This window comes from Shewanella fodinae (assembly GCF_014651955.1).
GTDB lineage: Bacteria > Pseudomonadota > Gammaproteobacteria > Enterobacterales > Shewanellaceae > Shewanella > Shewanella fodinae.
On record NZ_BMXW01000036.1, the window covers coordinates 1 to 16,624 of the forward strand.

At 48.1% G+C, this 16,624-nt stretch carries 21 protein-coding genes; 13 read left to right on the top strand and 8 right to left on the bottom strand.

Translation table 11 applies throughout. From position 1 onward, the window contains the following. Nucleotides 1-68 precede the first annotated feature (68 nt). Together IE064_RS17745 and IE064_RS17750 are read right to left on the bottom strand one after the other, a co-directional pair. Nucleotides 69-722 (bottom strand): glutathione S-transferase, encoded by a 654-nt coding sequence (locus IE064_RS17745; protein WP_189619004.1) that lies wholly within the window; start codon nucleotides 720-722, stop codon nucleotides 69-71. Between the two features lie 30 nt (nucleotides 723-752). Next, a complete protein-coding gene (locus IE064_RS17750; protein ID WP_189619005.1) occupies nucleotides 753-1,262 on the bottom strand; it encodes a GNAT family N-acetyltransferase in 510 nt (169 codons plus the stop codon). Between the two features lie 310 nt (nucleotides 1,263-1,572). Between IE064_RS17750 and ardA the strand changes: the two genes are divergently transcribed. Both ardA and IE064_RS17760 read left to right on the top strand, forming a co-directional pair. Beyond that, on the top strand, nucleotides 1,573-3,093 hold the full coding sequence (gene ardA / locus IE064_RS17755) for an acrylate reductase flavoprotein subunit ArdA (RefSeq protein WP_189619006.1): 1,521 nt from the start codon (nucleotides 1,573-1,575) through the stop codon (nucleotides 3,091-3,093). A 13-nt stretch (nucleotides 3,094-3,106) separates the two neighbouring features. Beyond that, the gene (locus tag IE064_RS17760; protein WP_229800147.1) at nucleotides 3,107-3,496 is read left to right on the top strand and encodes a cytochrome c3 family protein; all 390 of its coding nucleotides are present in this window, start codon (nucleotides 3,107-3,109) and stop codon (nucleotides 3,494-3,496) included. Between the two features lie 54 nt (nucleotides 3,497-3,550). Here the strand turns inward: IE064_RS17760 and IE064_RS17765 are convergent, their stop codons facing one another. Continuing rightward, entirely contained in the window at nucleotides 3,551-4,414 is an 864-nt protein-coding gene (locus IE064_RS17765) for a LysR family transcriptional regulator (RefSeq protein WP_189619007.1), read from the bottom strand. Between the two features lie 108 nt (nucleotides 4,415-4,522). Between IE064_RS17765 and IE064_RS17770 the strand changes: the two genes are divergently transcribed. The 3 genes from IE064_RS17770 (at nucleotide 4,523) to IE064_RS17780 (ending at nucleotide 6,896) form a co-directional block, all read left to right on the top strand. Continuing rightward, the gene (locus IE064_RS17770; protein ID WP_229800148.1) at nucleotides 4,523-5,212 is read left to right on the top strand and encodes a TetR/AcrR family transcriptional regulator; all 690 of its coding nucleotides are present in this window, start codon (nucleotides 4,523-4,525) and stop codon (nucleotides 5,210-5,212) included. Between the two features lie 108 nt (nucleotides 5,213-5,320). Next, entirely contained in the window at nucleotides 5,321-5,650 is a 330-nt protein-coding gene (locus IE064_RS17775) for a YkvA family protein (protein WP_189619016.1), read from the top strand. A gap of 208 nt (nucleotides 5,651-5,858) precedes the next feature. After that, a complete protein-coding gene (locus IE064_RS17780) occupies nucleotides 5,859-6,896 on the top strand; it encodes an acyltransferase family protein (protein WP_189619008.1) in 1,038 nt (345 codons plus the stop codon). A 48-nt stretch (nucleotides 6,897-6,944) separates the two neighbouring features. Here IE064_RS17780 and IE064_RS17785 read toward each other — a convergent pair whose 3' ends face one another. The 4 genes from IE064_RS17785 to IE064_RS17800 all read right to left on the bottom strand — a co-directional run bounded on the left by IE064_RS17785 (nucleotide 6,945) and on the right by IE064_RS17800 (nucleotide 9,500). Next, complete coding sequence (locus tag IE064_RS17785) at nucleotides 6,945-7,523, bottom strand: lipid-binding SYLF domain-containing protein (RefSeq protein ID WP_189619009.1); 579 nt, start codon at nucleotides 7,521-7,523, stop codon at nucleotides 6,945-6,947. Between the two features lie 191 nt (nucleotides 7,524-7,714). After that, complete coding sequence (locus IE064_RS17790) at nucleotides 7,715-8,578, bottom strand: hypothetical protein (protein WP_189619010.1); 864 nt, start codon at nucleotides 8,576-8,578, stop codon at nucleotides 7,715-7,717. A 67-nt stretch (nucleotides 8,579-8,645) separates the two neighbouring features. Beyond that, nucleotides 8,646-9,020, bottom strand: a complete 375-nt coding sequence (locus IE064_RS17795) for a nitrous oxide-stimulated promoter family protein (protein WP_133040092.1) — start codon at nucleotides 9,018-9,020, stop codon at nucleotides 8,646-8,648. A 120-nt stretch (nucleotides 9,021-9,140) separates the two neighbouring features. After that, the gene (locus IE064_RS17800) at nucleotides 9,141-9,500 is read right to left on the bottom strand and encodes a DsrE/DsrF/TusD sulfur relay family protein (RefSeq protein WP_189619011.1); all 360 of its coding nucleotides are present in this window, start codon (nucleotides 9,498-9,500) and stop codon (nucleotides 9,141-9,143) included. 232 nt (nucleotides 9,501-9,732) lie between these two features. Here IE064_RS17800 and IE064_RS17805 point away from each other — a divergent pair, with 232 nt between their 5' ends. The 7 genes from IE064_RS17805 (at nucleotide 9,733) to IE064_RS17835 (ending at nucleotide 14,840) form a co-directional block, all read left to right on the top strand. Next, nucleotides 9,733-10,437, top strand: coding sequence for a hypothetical protein (locus tag IE064_RS17805; RefSeq protein ID WP_229800150.1), 705 nt, complete (start codon nucleotides 9,733-9,735; stop codon nucleotides 10,435-10,437). A gap of 83 nt (nucleotides 10,438-10,520) precedes the next feature. Beyond that, entirely contained in the window at nucleotides 10,521-10,814 is a 294-nt protein-coding gene (locus IE064_RS17810; RefSeq protein WP_133040089.1) for a hypothetical protein, read from the top strand. Further along, the gene (locus IE064_RS17815; protein ID WP_189619012.1) at nucleotides 10,814-12,262 is read left to right on the top strand and encodes a protein adenylyltransferase SelO; all 1,449 of its coding nucleotides are present in this window, start codon (nucleotides 10,814-10,816) and stop codon (nucleotides 12,260-12,262) included. Before IE064_RS17810 ends, IE064_RS17815 begins: the two co-directional genes overlap by 1 nt. 13 nt (nucleotides 12,263-12,275) lie before the next feature. Beyond that, nucleotides 12,276-12,584 carry a DUF3630 family protein gene (locus IE064_RS17820; protein ID WP_229800151.1) on the top strand — a complete coding sequence of 103 codons (309 nt, stop codon included), beginning with the start codon at nucleotides 12,276-12,278 and terminating at the stop codon, nucleotides 12,582-12,584. Continuing rightward, complete coding sequence (locus IE064_RS17825; RefSeq protein WP_165900162.1) at nucleotides 12,581-13,576, top strand: serine/threonine protein kinase; 996 nt, start codon at nucleotides 12,581-12,583, stop codon at nucleotides 13,574-13,576. The genes IE064_RS17820 and IE064_RS17825 overlap by 4 nt, the downstream gene beginning before the upstream one ends. A gap of 115 nt (nucleotides 13,577-13,691) precedes the next feature. Next, nucleotides 13,692-14,303 carry a thiol:disulfide interchange protein DsbA/DsbL gene (locus IE064_RS17830; RefSeq protein WP_133040086.1) on the top strand — a complete coding sequence of 204 codons (612 nt, stop codon included), beginning with the start codon at nucleotides 13,692-13,694 and terminating at the stop codon, nucleotides 14,301-14,303. 324 nt (nucleotides 14,304-14,627) lie between these two features. Continuing rightward, nucleotides 14,628-14,840, top strand: a complete 213-nt coding sequence (locus IE064_RS17835; protein ID WP_133040085.1) for a DUF1107 domain-containing protein — start codon at nucleotides 14,628-14,630, stop codon at nucleotides 14,838-14,840. Here IE064_RS17835 and zapB read toward each other — a convergent pair whose 3' ends face one another. Beyond that, entirely contained in the window at nucleotides 14,841-15,044 is a 204-nt protein-coding gene (gene zapB / locus IE064_RS17840; RefSeq protein ID WP_189619013.1) for a cell division protein ZapB, read from the bottom strand. A gap of 329 nt (nucleotides 15,045-15,373) precedes the next feature. Here zapB and IE064_RS17845 point away from each other — a divergent pair, with 329 nt between their 5' ends. Beyond that, nucleotides 15,374-16,462: a branched-chain amino acid aminotransferase gene (locus IE064_RS17845; RefSeq protein WP_189619014.1), complete on the top strand. Its 1,089-nt coding sequence runs from the start codon at nucleotides 15,374-15,376 to the stop codon at nucleotides 16,460-16,462. Nucleotides 16,463-16,624: the final 162 nt, after the last annotated feature.

The window sequence follows — 16,624 nt, forward strand, 5'->3', positions numbered from 1 at the left end:
CTCTGTTATATTCCGGCCAATTGGTGATTTGGTGCTTGGATTTGCCCACTGCTATCCATTCCTGTCTGCTATTTACAGGATCTGATCGCATCAGAGGCAGAAGGTTCCACATTTAGGCAACAACGCCCCAGATAGGCCTGAATGCAGGGATAGCCACTCAAATCGGTTCTCCTAGCGGCAAGCTGCAGTGCCAGTTCCATCTGAATATCTGCCCCCGAGATAGTCTCTCCGGCAAACCAAGGGTGCCTTGCTAACCAGCTTTCGATGAGATTCAATTGCGGTGTCAGGCGGGCTTGGACGAATAGCTGATCAATGCCACTTATCAATTTGCGTGCAATCGGACGGGCAAAAAAAGGCATCGGTTTTTCTTTGACCTTGCCGAGCACCAGTCGCATCACCAGCAATGGCATCAATGAACCTTCAGCAAAGTGTAACCAGTAACGGTAATCCAACAGTGCTTGCCCGCCGTGGGGGCGCCAGACATGTTCGCTATCATAACGGTCCAGTAGATACTCAATAATAGCGCCAGATTCTGCAATGGTGAGATTGCCATCGGTGAGCACAGGCGCCTTGCCCAGTGGATGTATCTGTTTTAGTGCTGCCGGGGCGGCATAGCTTGGGTCGCGTCGGTAAGTGATAACTTCATAGTCTAACCCCAGCTCTTCCAGCAGCCAGATGATACGGTAAGAACGTGATGATTCGAGATGATGAACTTGGATCATAGTGCTCCCTGAATGTTCCCTGTTTGCAGCCTAATCGGTCGTTGCTAGCTTGGCAGTCAATATATGATCCTGCCATTGTCCATTGATTTTAAGATAACGTCTAGCAATGCCTTCACGTTCAAATCCCAGCCGTTGCAACAGGTTAGCGGAACGCAAATTGGTAGGCATATAGTTAGCCATTACCCGATTCAGTCGCAGCTCATTAAATGTAAAATCCAAAGCCGTCTGACATAACTGAGGCATCAGCCCTTTTCCTTGCTGCGCGGCGTCAATGCCATACCCCATATAGCACGCCTGAAATGGCCCGTGGATAATGTTACTCAAAGTACAATGTCCGACAATCTGCAGGCCGCTGTCCAGTACAAACCAGTATTCATTAATCGGTTCGGCAAACAACAGTTGCAACCGATTTTGCCAGCTTGCAAGCGAGTGATATTCCTTGGGGCGTAGCGGTTCCCACGGCGAAAAATGTGCCTGATTACGAGAAAAATAAGCAGACAACGCCTGGGCATCATTATGGGAAATCGCTCTAGTTTTCATAATAATTATTCAATTAAATTAAGTCGGTTTAATTTATCAGATATTAAATAAGAATAAACAATTTTTAGTTGCTGACTGCGGAAATTTAATATTGAGATATTAGGATTATTTATAATAAGAAAGTGATAGAAATAGTAGGTCATAGATTGGAATTGACGACAATGTGATATTTCATCGGCAGTTTTAAATATAAGTAGCGAAAACCAATAAGATCCGCCTAAGTAATATTGAGTGATGACACCCGTTTCGTATTTTGGAACTCATTCCATTTATACACTTTCCTAAAAAGTGAGCACGGGAGCATTACTATATGAACAAAATTGATTTTTTAACTCGCCGCAATTTTATTAAAGGGCTGGGGGCTACCGGGGTGGCGTTTGCCGCACCGGGCATGGCAAACGCAATTGTAGCCGATGATAGCATTCACTGGGATGAACAAGTGGAAATGGCAATTATCGGCTCTGGTTTTGCCGGGCTGGCAGCAGGCATTGAAGCGACAAAGCATGGCTGTAAGGCCGTTACCATCTATGAAAAAATGGCGGTGTATGGCGGTAACTCTGCCATTAACGGTGGCCTGTTTGCGGCACCAAATACTCCATTGCAAAAGGAAAAAGGGATCCAAGATTCCGTCGACACCATGGTAGCGGATCAACTGAAGTCCGGTCGTGGTGTCGCTGATGAAAAATTACTGCGGCATATTGCCTCGCATGCCAGCGACGCATTACAGATGACCATTGATGCTGGTGCTGAGTACTATCCCTATCTGCAGCAGTTAGGTGGTCACTCAGTTCCCAGAACCTATCAGACCAAAGTTAGTTGCGGCGCGGGTATCACTCAACCCTTAGTGCGTGAGTGCCGTAAACTGGGAGTGAAACTGCAAAATCGCAGTAAATTTGAGGGGTTCATTCTCGGAAAAGACGCGGCGGTAATCGGTATCCGCATTCGCTATCCCTACTATTTTGAAGATGAAAATAGCGGCAAGCTCCTGCATATCCGCGCCAGTAAAGGGGTGTTGATGGCAACAGGGGGCTTTGCACAGAATGTTAATTTGCGTATGGCCCAAGATCCAACGCTGACAGCAGAAGTCGGCTGTACTAATGCTAAAGGCGCAACTGGGGAAGGTATGTTGGAAATGTTCCGTCTCGGGGCGATTCCGGTGCATCTGGCCTACATTCAGTCTGGCCCTTGGGCATCGCCGGATGAAGGGGGATTCGGCTATGTGTCTAATTATGCGATTTTTAATTTCCCTCATTCCATCGCGGTTAACTGTTTGACTGGTAAGCGTTTCATGAATGAAATCGCCGACCGTAAAACTCGGGCAGACGCTGAGTTGGCATGTCGGGATTCCGCTGGAAAACCGCTGCCCCCCATTATGATCACCAGCTATGCACACGCCAAAGAACATCCGACCTGTGAAAACGTTTTGAAGTACGGTGTGGGTTGGAAGTTTGACGACCTGCAGTCTATCGCCAAACGCTTCAATATTCCGCTGCAACCACTGCAGCAGCAGGTGGATGAGTACAATGCTTATGTGAAAGACGGAGAAGACAAGCAGTTTGGCAAGAGTATGGCAAAGGCTAAGGGCATGTACATACAGGCGCCTTATACCGTTGTGCGCCTGTGGCCGAAGGTTCATTACTGCCAGGGCGGTGTGCAGGTGAATGCCAATGCCGAAGTGCTAGACAGCAACACAGGTAAAGCGATTAAGGGGTTGTATGCCGCTGGGGAGGTCTGTGGCGGTATTCACGGTGTCAGTCGACTCGGTAGCTGTGCCATCCCTGAATGTATGGTGATGGGAATGACCGCTGCTCGCAGCATTATGGGCGCATAAAGGAGGACCGACAATGAAATCACTTATTTCCTGTTCAGCCGTGATGGCAATGCTGCTGGCGTTTTCTTCCGCTGTTATGGCGGGTGACACGCTTGTGTCTCAAGGCAAGATGATGGGTCGTAGTTATCATCAACAGTTATATACTAAACATCAATGTGCCACCTGTCATGGTGTTGATAAACCCGTCAGCCGTGCGGCAGACGACAGTTGCCTGAAATGCCATTCCGTCGACAAGCTGGCGCAGCAAACTGCCAGACAGGGCGATGAGCAATGGCAGAATCCCCATAATAATCTGCATTATGGTAAAGATGTCCCTTGTACTGAATGTCATGGTGAACATGCGGTAAAACAACCAATCTGTAAAGATTGTCACACCTTCAAATTCAGTAAGTTCCAAGAGTAGTCACGCTTAGTGATGGCTTGAGGTGGTAACCCCCAATTACGGGTTACCACTTTTTTATTGGTGCTGAAGAGATAACCGAGAGAGATTAGCTTTGAGCAGCGCTCGAAGCTGTTCAATCGCTTCCGATTCAGACGCTGGGTTAACGTACAGCGATTCGTTGAACAGCGGTAGTGGCGGTAGCCCATGGGTGTCTGGATCCAATACCTGCATCTTATCGCTGACACGAAACTCTGCCAGTGGCGCAATCACTAGATCATTTTCCACGGCACTGCAGATTGCCTGTGGTGAGGGCGTGGTGAGTAGCACATGCAGTGGCCGCATCAATAGGTTGTGATTGGCAAATACTTGAACTCTGATAGGGCAGTTTTCTGGATACAAGGCCACCGGGATCACTGACCGTTTATGCGCTTGACCGTGTTTGGCAGCACTCCAGACAAACCGCCGTTCAAATAATAATTCGCCATTGGGTTGTGGTTTCCAGTGCGTCGCAATGATAGCGTCAAACTCGCCATTTTGCAGGCGTCGGAACAGATTGCCGGACACATCGGTATCTATGACCAACTGCAGATGAGTGAATTCACGGATAAATTCGATCAAGCCGCTTTCTAGGTACCATTTGACATAATCGGTGGGGATCCCAAGACGAATGGTCTGCTGCGCGTCTTCCTTCAGCTCATCTATAGCCTGGCTGTTGAGCTGCAACATTTTATAGGCATAATTCAGCAGTTTCTCACCAGCGTCAGTAAGTTTGGCGCCTTTGTTATCGCGTAATAGCAATACCTGACCAACGCTTTCTTCAAGCTTTTTGATTTGTAAACTGAGTGCCGACTGAGTACGACAGAGGCGTTCAGCGGCTTTTGACAGATTACCGGTTTCGGCAACGGCAATCAGACTTTCTAACAATTCTAATTTCAGCATCGAATATTGCGGTTGCTTATGGTGCTCTAATTATTACTCAATTGGGATTAACTCCCTAGGCTGGTATTATCAGACTGTGAAGACAGGCTATTATTTTGGAGGCCAAAAATGAGTAGCTGGCAACAGCGCTGTAATTATTTAGTGTCATTGGCACAGAATAGTTTACGTGGCCATAAAATATTTGATCTTTGTCGTTCCCATCTCGTTGAAATTAGTCAGATCTCAAGAGGAACTGTATATAATCATTTCCCCAATGAGTCAGATTTAATCGTAGCGGTTGCCGCCGCAGAATTTAATGACTTCTGGCTGCAGACCCAAAGTATCACCTTATATCCAGATAATCCCTTATATCAGTATCTGTATCATTATTGCTGGCGTTTACATGAGGTTACTTGCCGTAAGCGCTTTGTTATATCGCGGGTGATGCCAAATACCGAGCTGCTATCACAGGCCAGTGTTGATTATCAGGCGGCGTTTACTCAGGCATATGCGCGTTACCAGCACTGGAACCAGCAGCAAATCCAGCAAATGGGCGAAGTAAGAGGCTTTGACCGTTGTGCTTTGGTACGGGACTTTATTCGTGGCACCATGATCAATGTCAGTGAAGAAGCCGTCGATGCTCATGATGTGCAGCTTTACTACCAATACTGTTATGCGTTGACACAGCTGCTGGGACAATCAGACAAACGTGTGCCGAACCGAGACTGTATCAGCCATTGGCTGCAATTGATGACCCCCTCCCCAATGCATGCTGACCAACGAATGCGATTTGCCTTGGAACATCTGATGACGGTTTGAAATGTAATGTTTCTGAATTGTTATTGTGTGGTTGCCATGTGCTGACGGCGCTGCAGATAACTGGTAAGTTACCGCCGGGAACGATATAACACTGGGCAATGGGAGTTCATTATGCAGCAGGAATACAGTGAACAGGGATTTTGGGACAAGCTCAAGGGGTTCGCGCTAAAGGCTGGCAGGGAAGTTGTGGAAAATGCATTGCTGCTGTACTACGCCGCTAAGCGTGAAAACACACCCAAATGGGCGAAAACAGCGATATTCGGCGCCCTTGCTTATTTTATCTCGCCGTTAGATGCCATACCGGATCTGACGCCTATTGTTGGCTTCAGTGACGATCTCGGAGCTTTGGCCGCGGCATTGGCGATGGTCAGTATGTATATTGACGATAGCGTGCATGCCGAAGCCACCTCAACCCTGAAACGCTGGTTTGGTGATTGATGTAATAGGCTGATATTTATCAATGTTTTTGTTTTTATCGATCGATATAAAATATTTTCGATGGCCTATTCCGCTTTCCCTGCATTACGGATATGCTGACGGCGTTTTTTATCCTGAAGATCATGTCTGCTGTCAGTATCCGGTATCTTAAATCTCCGGCTGCAAAACTCCCCTAGTATTTAATCCCTGTTAGTTGCGAGAGGCCTTTATGCGCCAGAAACAAGCCGAATTTACTTATATGCGTGGTATTGCCATTTTGCTGATTGTGGCAGGACACAGCGTTTACAACTCAGGCGAAGGTTTCCCGCTGATGCTGGAAAACTTGGTCCGAGGTGGTACGGCCTTATTCGTATTCATTTCCGGTTATTTTTTCCACCGAGTGTTTTATCCAAGATTTGAATATCAAGGATTTATGCGCTCCAAGATCCGTAATGTGCTGTTGCCATTTTTATGGGTTTCGCTGGCGGGTTTAATGCTGTTGCTGGTGGAATGGTATTGGTTACAGGGACATGCGGCGTCACAGCTATTACTCGATGTCTGGTACACAGTTCGCAATGGTTATGTGCTGTTTCCACACTGGTACGTGCCTTTTATCATGTTGGTGTTTGCGCTGTCGCCGGTTTTTCTGTTTTACATTCACCTGTCTCGCTCATGGCGTATGACACTGTTGTTGCTTTCAATGTTGATTTCGATGTTGCTACATCGACCGATAGGCAATGTTAATGTGTTGCAATCATTGCTGTATTTCACGCCCTTTTATCTGTTGGGGATGTTGTATTCACAGGAGCAAGTGGTGGTGAAGCGATTGACAGTTGCGCTGAATATTCTGGCGTGGCTCGGGCTGTTTGTTAGTTTATGGGTGCAAACTAACATTGAAGGACATGTCGGTAACTATCATAAAGATGCCCTAAGTTATGGAGGTATAGACTGGCAATTTGTGCAGAAGTTCTGTTTATGTATCTTGGTGCTGAAAGGCTGTGAAATATTGGCCCGCTGTGGTGAATTTCCTTGGTTGGAGCGGGTAGCGGATATGAGCTTTGCTATCTTTTTCCTGCATCCGATCTTTTCAATGTTATTTGCCGACGCCTGCAAGTTGTTACATTTTAAATTGGCTCCTGGTTCGGCGCTGACATCCATTGCGTTATCGGTGGGGATCTTCCTGTTATTGCTTTACGGCAGTATCTGGCTTGCCGATATTATTAAAAAAGGGCTCGGAGACAGATCTCGCCAGTGGATTGGCTGGTAATAATAAAGGCGACTCAATGTCGCCTTTATTGTCAGCCTTGGCTAATCACTATTTTGCATCAAAGGTAAAGGATTGTCCGGCTAAAGCCGCTTCAAACATCAAGCCGCCTTTGGCCGCAGTAAATACCGCCATACCATTGATATAGGCTGCAGTAGCTGATTGGTTGCCACCATGTTGTCCGGCGCCAGCGGAATTGCCAGTGGTGCCTGCTTGGGCGTTTGCACCAAGATTGATGGCCACGGCAGAAGCTTGTGCTCCAAATTCAAAACTGCCACTGGTAAAGTCGTTGTAAGCTTTAGCATCTTTAAAGAAGATAATTTCACTGTAGGCCTGACCTCCAAGCTGGAAACCAATGGACACTTGAGTCAGTGATGAATCACCGGTATAAACACCACCGCGGTATACCCGGCCCTTGCCATAAGCAGCACCTATGCCAATGCCACCTTTGCCTACAGTCGGAAATATCGCATAGCCATAGGCAGTATTAAAGAATTTATGAGTTTCGCTAGCCTTCTGAAAGGTTGCCAATGCATCGTTATAGCTGTCTTCTGCCAACGCTCTGCCTGAAAAGCTCAGACTGGCGATTAACGTGGCTGCTGCAAGTAAAATACTATTAAAGGTTTTCATCGGAACCTCCATCTATCTGTTTAACGGCAGGTGTCCCTGTCGATTGAGCATTAGCTTAACGTCCAATGCTGAAAAATACAGAGTAACAAAATAAAAAAGCGTTCTTTTGTGGCTACTTGTCAGCTTAGGTTCAGATAAAACGCTGTACGGAATAGCGCTGTTGCATAGCTTAACAGATGTAACGTTGACCGTTACTGACGATCTTTAGATTGCTTTAACAGTTGGCGAATAAACAGCTTCTCTTCATCGCTCAACACATCGTCCTGAGTGGCCGCTTGTTGGGTTCCTCGTGCTGCCTGCCCCCGTAGGTAGGCAATATGGGTAAGTTGTTTTAAGCCATAGAGTGCTAGCGCATAAAGTGTCAGTAACAGTATGGCATGCGGGAATGTCCGAGTGACGGGAGCCAGTTGATCACCAAATATCAGCGGCAATACGAACGCCAGATTCCGCACCAACCAGTTGATAATAAGCGCTGTTGTCAGCAACAGTAACCAACGGAAGCGTAGTTGTAACAGTGGGTTATGACTTTGTTCTAATTGACTGCGATGTTGTATCAGCAACCGTAGGATCAGCCATAGATAGACTAACGTCTGTAAACTGAGAGCCAGTGGCAGCAACAGTGCCAGACCTTTAAGTGGGTTTCTGGGGCCAATCAGCAGTATTTCCGTCACGTTGGTGCGGTGGAACAGTAGCGCTAGTATGACCAGCAACATCGCCAGCAGCATCGGCAGCAGATGACGCATCGGCAATTGAATGCCGAGATGGGGGTAACATAAGCGGCGGCAGTATAGGTATAGCAGCGGTAAGAGCAGAAAATAAGTAGGTTGTAACAGGATAAACAGCAGATGTAACGGGGTGGGGATGTTATCCCTGTTGAACATGCCGGTAAAAAAGTACAGCGCCATCAAGGCAAACATGCCAGTTAATAGCCATTTTTGCTCACTGCGTTCGTTATAGAAAAACAAGGCATAGCCCGCCAACATCAGGCAGTGCAGACCCCCAATGAGTGATAACCACCAGTAGGCATTTGTAAAAAAATCACCAAGTGCGGTCATGGCGATCTCCGCCAGCTCTACTTAGCTCATTGTTAACACAGCGGACGACAACTGCAATAAAAATGTACTACGGTGCTTTTTGCCGCTTGGCACGATTGGACGCGTTATGTGGGGGCTTATCAGGAAATGGTTTACGTTCGTTCAGCAAATGGCGGATTGCCAGTAATGGATGTTGCCACAGCATTCGCGGACCGCCATAACGCATGATCTGCCTGACTTGCTCTTTCGGCTCGGCTTTATAGCAGTGTACTGGGCAATGTTTGCAGGCGGGCTTTGTTTCTCCATAAGGACAACGATCCAGACGAGTTTCAGCGTAATCCAACAGCGCCTGACACGCTTGGCACAATCCTTCATCACTATGATGATGAGCGCGGCAATAGATCTGTACCATCGCCGTAATTGTTTGCAATTCAGTTTGTAGCTTGCCGTGTAACAATGACATAAGAACTCCCAGCAACAACCGATATTGCTAGTTTAGCGAATGCCAATGCAGCACAGTAGCGACAGCAGTGGAGAGTTTGAAGGTGCGCACAAAATACAAGTTTACGCACCTTCAATATGTTTAGATATGCATGACCTTATCGGCTTCCAACGTCCAGCGTGTCAGATCTCCGAGAGTACCGATGGCGGCACCGTCTACCAGCATCTCCTGAGTGACGCCCCGGGATTCGGCACAGGTTTTACACAATAGCAGTGGTACTTTCTGAGCGGTCAGAATTTCCAACATCTGTTGCAGGTTGTAGCTGAGATCGGGGGTTTGCTGTCCTTTGACTGCGCTGAACACCGCATCTGACATCAGGAACAGCTTTAGCTCAGCCTGACCTGCTGCAAATTCTTTCATCGCGACGGCAATACGCAGCGTGTTAAACATTTTTTCGGAGCCATAAGGGCTGGCGTGGGCCACAATCAATATTTTTTGCATAACCGATATCCTTATTTGCCTCAATTAAGTTGGCAGTTACATGACCGAATTACCCGCTAGACGTTACACTGGTCACAGGTTTGGGGACCGACAGGGTAAATACGCAAAGTTAAATACTTGATTTTTACGGAGAGAATACATTAAATCTATTCTTGGTAACACAATTGGATCGGCAAACCTTGTGTTGTGTCTTGTCGGTCATGCCACCCTCCCAGTCAAACGGTGAAACAACATGTTGAAATTGATAGCCATCATTGCCCTGATCGGCGTGGGGATATTTTTATACCGGCGAGCACAGACGCTAGCAGCGAATGAGCGTTCTCGACAACCACGAGATATCGCCCCCGTTAAACGTCACCAAGATGCCGATTTTGCAGAAACGGCGGTGACAGCGGATACTCAGCTGCCAGAGCCAGAGCCAGAGCCAGAGCCAGAGCCAGAGCCAGAGCCAGAGCCAGAGCCAGAGCCAGAGCCAGAGCCAGAGCCAGAGCCAGAGCCAGAGCCAGAGCCAGAGCCCCAAGTAGTATCCCAAGACGATATCAGTTGGGGTAATGTCACACTCAAACGGGCCATGGCACAATATGCCGCCGCCGATGGTGTTATTGCCCGTCATGAAACGCTGCTGGCAGTAGTTGCTGAGTGTTACAAACAACGTAAAAACAACCATTATCTGCAGTTTGGACAACGTTTTGCTGAGGCTTACCCGCAACTCTATCGCGAAAGTCTGGCAGCATTACAAAAAGCTGATCCTAAGGCCGAATTAAAAGGGGTTGGATTTATGCAACTGTCAACCTTGTGTACCGATAGCGGTCACTATGAATTGGCTATCGACTTGTGCCAACAGGCGCTGGAGCTGGGCTTAGATGACGGCACGGTGACCGGTTTTGATGGCCGCATCAAGCGCATCGAAAAGACCCGGCTTAAAGCCGGTGGCTGACAGCCGTCAGCGAGTCTTCCAATATCATAATGTCAGACCCGGCCCTATGACGGCCGGGTTTATTTTCTCAGTCGGAGGTAGCTGTGCGACGTTTAATCATCGGATTATCGGGGTTGTTGGCTTTTACCGGGTGTACTCAGGTGCCTGAATGGACGCTGTTCTATTACCCGCAACAGCAGCAACTGCCTCAGCCTGCGCACCATTATGCCGCCATCAACGGTTATTATGAGACGCTGCAGCAATGTGAAGCTAAAGGCCGCGGCATGCAACGGCTGGCAGAGGCCCCGGCAGTATTCCAGTGCGCGCATCGCTGCCGCCTGGATGACGCGAATATGGTAACCTGTGATCAGTGGCACACTTTTAACCCTGAACCTTAATGCATTTTAAACAGGACTTTTTTGAGCAACTACCAGATTTTTATGAAGCGGTAATGCCTAGCGGATTACCGTCGCCCCACTGGTTAGCTTGGAGCGATGATGCAGCATCAATACTGGGGCTAACACAACCAAATGAACAGTTGTTGCAACAGTTGGCTGGCAATCAACGAATGCCTGGGGCGACTTATTATGCCCAGATCTATAGTGGTCATCAGTTTGGCGGATACAGTCCGCAATTGGGTGATGGTCGTTCAATTATTCTCGGTGAAGCTGCGGGCCCGCAAGGCTATTGGGATGTGGCGTTAAAAGGGGCGGGGCCAACCCCTTTTTCCCGTCATGGCGATGGCCGGGCGGTGACCCGTTCTGCCATTCGAGAATTTCTGGTGTCAGAGGCATTATTTCACCTTGGTGTTCCTACCACCCGGGCGTTAGCCGTTATCGGCTCTGAACTGCCCGTTTGGCGGGAAACATTGGAAAAAGGGGCAATCACCGTACGCTTGGCGCGCAGTCATATCCGCTTTGGGCATTTTGAGCACAGTTACTACAGCACTGGCGGCAGTGCGGAACGGGTAACGCGGTTGGCTGACTTTACCATCCGTCAGCATTTCCCCCATCTTCACTGTGATGCTGCGGGTTATCGACAGTGGTTTGTCGAGGTCGTAGAAGCCACCGCCAGACTCATCGCCAGTTGGCAGGCTATCGGCTTTGCCCACGGGGTTATGAATACCGACAATATGTCGATTGTCGGCGACAGCTTTGATTTCGGCCCGTTTGCGTTTCTTGACACCTTCAAAGAAGACTTTATCTGTAACCACTCCGATCCCGAAGGCCGCTATGCTTTCGGGCAGCAGCCAGGTATTGGTTTATGGAACCTGCAATGTCTGGCACAAGCGTTAACTCCCATAATCTCCTCTGATGCATTGTTGGCAGCATTGCAGCATTATCAGCCAACACTGGTGCAACATTATCTGCAATTGATGGGACAAAAACTGGGGTTGCCTGCCACCGAGGATGAAACGCGGTTGTCTGATGATTTGGCACTTATCGGCGCTTTTACCACTATGCTGGAACAGCAAGGGCTGGACTACACCTTAACACTGCGGCATTTTGCAGCATTGGACCCCAGCGCAACCCACTCCACATTACGCGATCAGTTTGTTGATACAGCCGCTTTTGATCACTGGTTTGCACAATACCGTCAGCGCCTAGGGACGATTCCCGACATTGGTTTGTGGCAGGAACAGCGACGCCAGCAGAATCCGCAATATATTTTGCGTAACTATCTGGCTCAACAGGCAATAGCGGCTGCAGAGCAGGGCGATACTGAGCCGCTACAGCGATTGTATCAGGCACTGCGAACCCCTTATGATACTCATGCAGAATTTACTGACTTAGCCTGCCGACCACCAGCTTGGGGCGAAGGGCTGATTATGTCATGTAGTAGTTGATGGAGCGCTTGACTTGCAACAACTTAACGTGGGTGTTGGCAGTACCACACTCAATAATTCAGAGTCTACGTTGATGTTCGCGCTGACCTGTGATTTTGAACAATTTCCACCGTTGGCAATGCAGTTGTGCCAACGGCTGGATTTGCAGGTGCGTGAACGTAATTGGGGGGCAGATCGCCATCAGTGGCTGGTGGAATTTGAAGGTACGCTCTTATGGCTGCAGTTTGAATTCTACAGTGGTAGTTGTTGGCTCAGTTGTCAGCAACCGCAGGATTTTGAAGTGTTGCAATACCTCAAAAAATTATGGGAGTCACAACCATGAGTAATACCAGTGCCGCGTTTCATTTCAGCGGGCTGACACCGGAACTGATCCTAGATGCTATTGAAAGTATTGGCATCTATCCTGAAAGTGGGTTGTTACCGCTCAATAGCTACGAAAATCGTGTTTATCAATTCCGTTGTGACCGTGGCCAACGTTATGTGGTGAAGTTTTATCGACCCGAACGCTGGAGTGATGCGCAAATTCTCGAAGAGCACGCGTTTACCTTTGAACTGCAGGAAGCTGAAATCCCGCTGGCGGCACCGCTTAAAATAGATGGCATTAGCTTGCATCACTATCAGGGATATCGCTTTGCACTGTTTCCATCGATTGGGGGGCGCAGTTTTGAAGTGGATAACCTGGAACAATTGGAGGCGGTTGGTCAGTTTATTGGCCGTATGCACCAGTACGCCAAAGGCAGCCGTTTTCAAGCGCGTATTGCAATGAGTCCCCAATCTTTTGGCGACACCGGACTGGCAGAAATGATGGCATGTGAGTTGATCCCCGTAAAACTGCTATCACCATTGCGGGAAGTGACTACCGCGCTGTTGCAGCAGGTCAAGGCTATATGGCAACAGCAAACGCCTTCAAAAATACGACTGCATGGAGACCTGCATCCAGGCAATATTTTATGGACACCCGATGGCCCCGGTTTTGTTGACCTAGATGATGCCTGCAATGGCCCGGCGGTACAGGATTTGTGGATGATGCTAAATGGCGATCGTAATCAGCAACAACTGCAGTTGGAGGTGTTACTGGAGGCTTACAGCGAGTTTGGGGATTTTCATCCGGCGGAACTGAAGTTGATTGAATGTCTGCGGGCTTTGCGATTGCTGCATTATAACGGCTGGCTGTCCAGACGTTGGCAAGATCCGGCCTTTCCCAGACATTTCCCGTGGTTTGCAACGGAAGATTACTGGCGGCAGCAGTTACAACTGTTTACGGAGCAGCAGCAACGGCTGCTACAGCCACCCCTAAGCCTGATCCCGTATTGATTTCGGCGATTTCCCGGGGAAATTGGAACTCCGGGCTTGAGTTGGACTCGAAAAGAAGATTATTTTAGTCGGCGACCAGTCATTCCGGTCCAGAATAATAAAGCAAGGAACCCCAATGAAAAAATTACTGATTTTGGCTGCGGCATTGTTGTTGCTGCCACTCGCGGCAAACGCTACTGAGTTTAAAGAAGGTGTCAACTACAAAATTATCTCTGACAAGCCAGCGTCAGTGAAACCTAATCTCACAGAATACTTCTCGTTTTACTGTCCACATTGTTATCACTTTTCCAAAACTTTCCTGCCAAAGCTGAAAGCTGATATGCCAAAGGATATGACATTCAAGCAGATCCATGTGGAGTTTATTGGGCGTGAGATGGGGGTGGTGATGTCTCGGGCATGGGCGATTTCGGAGCTGCTGAACGTCAGCGATAAAATCGAACCGGCCTTGTTTGCCGCTATTCATGAAAAACATCAGCGCTTTACCAGCATGGAAGACGTAAAACAGTTCTTTGTTGCCGAAGGCGTAGATGCTAAAGAGTTCGAAGCTGCTGCTAACTCTTTTATGGTTAACAGCATGGTTGCCAGCATGAAACGCAGCACTGAAAACGCCAAAATCGAAGGTGTTCCCGCATTGGTGGTGAACGAGAAATATCTGATTGATACCGCTTCGCTGAAGTCATTTGAGCAGCTTGCAGAAATCATCAAGTATCTTAGTAAACTGGAATAACAACTGCTGCTGGTGAAACCGGGCCTAGGTGCCCGGTTTTTTTATGCTGTCTCGCAAAGGAGCACTCCAGCATCTCGAATTACAGGCAAAAAAAACCGTACTTCCCATAAAGAGACGTACGGATTTAGAGCCAGAGGCTCAGTTTTTACCCTGAGTAACGTCAATAATATATCGCCGCGTCAAAAATTTGGCAATCATTGATTTTATTTATTTTTTCATATGCATATTGCGCGGGCACTAAAAAAACGCAGGGCAGATGAAACTCCGCAGGGCGGCGGCTTGTCCAAGCATAGGGTCAGATAACAAAATGAAGAAGGAGGTCCCGTGCGCGTATTTCCCGTTTATGCTCCTAAACTCATCGCTAAACATGCGCGGATTTTTCTAAAAGGTGCGGTCTGGGTGAAAGATCTTGGACGGCTTGAATTTGAAAGAGGACGTTTTCTGCTACCGGGAAAAGGCCTGCCCAAAGTGAAGCAGGCGGTCATTGAACTCAACCAGCTACTGGATCAACAGACGCATGAGGCGTCATCGGTATAATCACTCCACTTTATCAGTGAGCAGTCCTACCAAGCCAGAGACTTTGTCGTTCCAAGTATTGAGTTCCTGCTGCAGCCGTTGGTTCTGCTCGCTGAGTGACAGGTTCTTCTGTTTTTCTTCATCCAATTCCAGTTTTAACAATTCGATCTGTTCCAGTGCATTCTGGATACTGGCTTCCAGTTTGGACAACAATTCAAGGCTCATGGGGAAAGTCCTTCCGGTCTGTAGTAAATGTCAGTTGATTCTACAGTGCAGGCCGACTGACGAATAGTAACCTCTGGGTAATTGCCGAAAAACCATACGGAATTGCCAATAATTGGCAACATATCGATAAGTGAGCCGAAAAATCGTTAACATTCAACGGCATCAAACGGCACTCGTAGCAAGTGTGGCGTGGCAAATGGCTCATTGCTGCATGGTGTTAATGCCGATGATAAAAAAATCTATTTGTTATCGCTTGCAATCCCCGATGCCTATTGACTTTCGCGGTCGCGCTTCCTAGTCTGCTTTAACAATAGTCAAGGTAGTGCAAAATGGAAATCAAGTATCAGTTAAAACCTGCCGCAGAACGCCGCCAGGAGCAGTTCCGTCCGGAGGGAAATGTCGGGTTTGGCCGGTTGCGTACCGACCATATGTTTTTGATGGATTATTACGACGGTGAATGGCGGGATCCGCGTATAGTGCCATATGGTCCTTTCTCAGTCGCACCAGGTGCTGTAGCGCTCCATTATGGGCAGTCAATTTTTGAAGGTGCTAAGGCCTTCATGCATCAGGACGGTGAGATTTACACGTTCCGTATCAACAAGAACGCAGAACGGATGAATCGTTCCGCCGATATCCTGTGCATTCCCTATTTGCCAGAAGAGATGCAACTGCAGGCAATCAACGCACTGATCGATGCCGATCGCCTGTGGTTTCCGATGCAGGACGGTGCTTGCTTGTATATCCGGCCGTTTATTTTTGCAACAGAAGATCGCCTCTCTGTGAGCCCATCAACCTCATACACTTTCTGTGTCGTATTGAGTCCTAGCGGTGCTTACTATGGTGCCAGTCTGAGCCCAATCAGCCTGCTGATCAGTACCCATTATCATCGTGCGGCTCCCGGTGGTACCGGCGCTAGCAAGGCGTCTGGTAACTATGCTGCGTCACTGCGCGCTGGGCGTGCCGCTAAAGAAGTGGGCGCATCACAGGTGCTGTACCTAGATAACAACAATGTGTACATCGAGGAAGCTGGCGCAATGAACCACTTCCATATCCTGAAAGATGGCACAGTGATTATTCCTGAATTTACCGACACCATTTTGCGTTCAATCACGTCGCAGTCCATCATTGAGCTAGCTGCTGAATTGGGCTATCCGGTACGTCAGGAAATGGTGCGACTGGACGACTTCATTAAAGGCATTGAAACAGGTGACATTATTGAAGCGGGTGGCTTTGGTACTGCAGCGGTAGTATCACCGGTCGGTTCTTATATTTTCGAAGATGGTCGGCGTCTTAACGTTGGCGATGGTAAGGTGGGTGAGCATGTTAAGCACATCTACGAGGTATACACTGCCATACAACGTGGTGAGCGCAAAGCTCCAACTGGCTGGTTGCAACCTGTACCGCATTTAGGCCATTAAGCGTCTGCCCTGTTGTAAAAAACGCGGTAATTACCGCGTTTTTTTATTGTCAGCCCAAAACCACCTACTTCAGTAGGTGGTTATCATTCATGAAAGGGCTTTGCCCGTATATCTACTCATGCTAAATGCTTCCTCGATTTTTAGCGAAGTCAAAGAGGCAAA

Bases quoted from the DNA above. Each gene is read 5' to 3' on its own strand.
- IE064_RS17745 (WP_189619004.1), bottom strand. From the start codon at position 722: ATGATCCAAGTTCATCATCTCGAATCATCACGTTCTTACCGTATCATC.
- IE064_RS17800 (WP_189619011.1), bottom strand. From the start codon at position 9,500: ATGCAAAAAATATTGATTGTGGCCCACGCCAGCCCTTATGGCTCCGAA.
- IE064_RS17815 (WP_189619012.1), top strand. From the start codon at position 10,814: ATGCATTTTAAACAGGACTTTTTTGAGCAACTACCAGATTTTTATGAA.
- IE064_RS17830 (WP_133040086.1), top strand. From the start codon at position 13,692: ATGAAAAAATTACTGATTTTGGCTGCGGCATTGTTGTTGCTGCCACTC.
- ardA (WP_189619006.1), top strand. From the start codon at position 1,573: ATGAACAAAATTGATTTTTTAACTCGCCGCAATTTTATTAAAGGGCTG.
- IE064_RS17785 (WP_189619009.1), bottom strand. From the start codon at position 7,523: ATGAAAACCTTTAATAGTATTTTACTTGCAGCAGCCACGTTAATCGCC.
- IE064_RS17780 (WP_189619008.1), top strand. From the start codon at position 5,859: ATGCGCCAGAAACAAGCCGAATTTACTTATATGCGTGGTATTGCCATT.
- IE064_RS17805 (WP_229800150.1), top strand. From the start codon at position 9,733: ATGTTGAAATTGATAGCCATCATTGCCCTGATCGGCGTGGGGATATTT.
- IE064_RS17750 (WP_189619005.1), bottom strand. From the start codon at position 1,262: ATGAAAACTAGAGCGATTTCCCATAATGATGCCCAGGCGTTGTCTGCT.
- IE064_RS17795 (WP_133040092.1), bottom strand. From the start codon at position 9,020: ATGTCATTGTTACACGGCAAGCTACAAACTGAATTGCAAACAATTACG.
- zapB (WP_189619013.1), bottom strand. From the start codon at position 15,044: ATGAGCCTTGAATTGTTGTCCAAACTGGAAGCCAGTATCCAGAATGCA.
- IE064_RS17790 (WP_189619010.1), bottom strand. From the start codon at position 8,578: ATGACCGCACTTGGTGATTTTTTTACAAATGCCTACTGGTGGTTATCA.
- IE064_RS17770 (WP_229800148.1), top strand. From the start codon at position 4,523: ATGAGTAGCTGGCAACAGCGCTGTAATTATTTAGTGTCATTGGCACAG.
- IE064_RS17825 (WP_165900162.1), top strand. From the start codon at position 12,581: ATGAGTAATACCAGTGCCGCGTTTCATTTCAGCGGGCTGACACCGGAA.
- IE064_RS17765 (WP_189619007.1), bottom strand. From the start codon at position 4,414: ATGCTGAAATTAGAATTGTTAGAAAGTCTGATTGCCGTTGCCGAAACC.
- IE064_RS17845 (WP_189619014.1), top strand. From the start codon at position 15,374: ATGGAAATCAAGTATCAGTTAAAACCTGCCGCAGAACGCCGCCAGGAG.
- IE064_RS17760 (WP_229800147.1), top strand. From the start codon at position 3,107: ATGAAATCACTTATTTCCTGTTCAGCCGTGATGGCAATGCTGCTGGCG.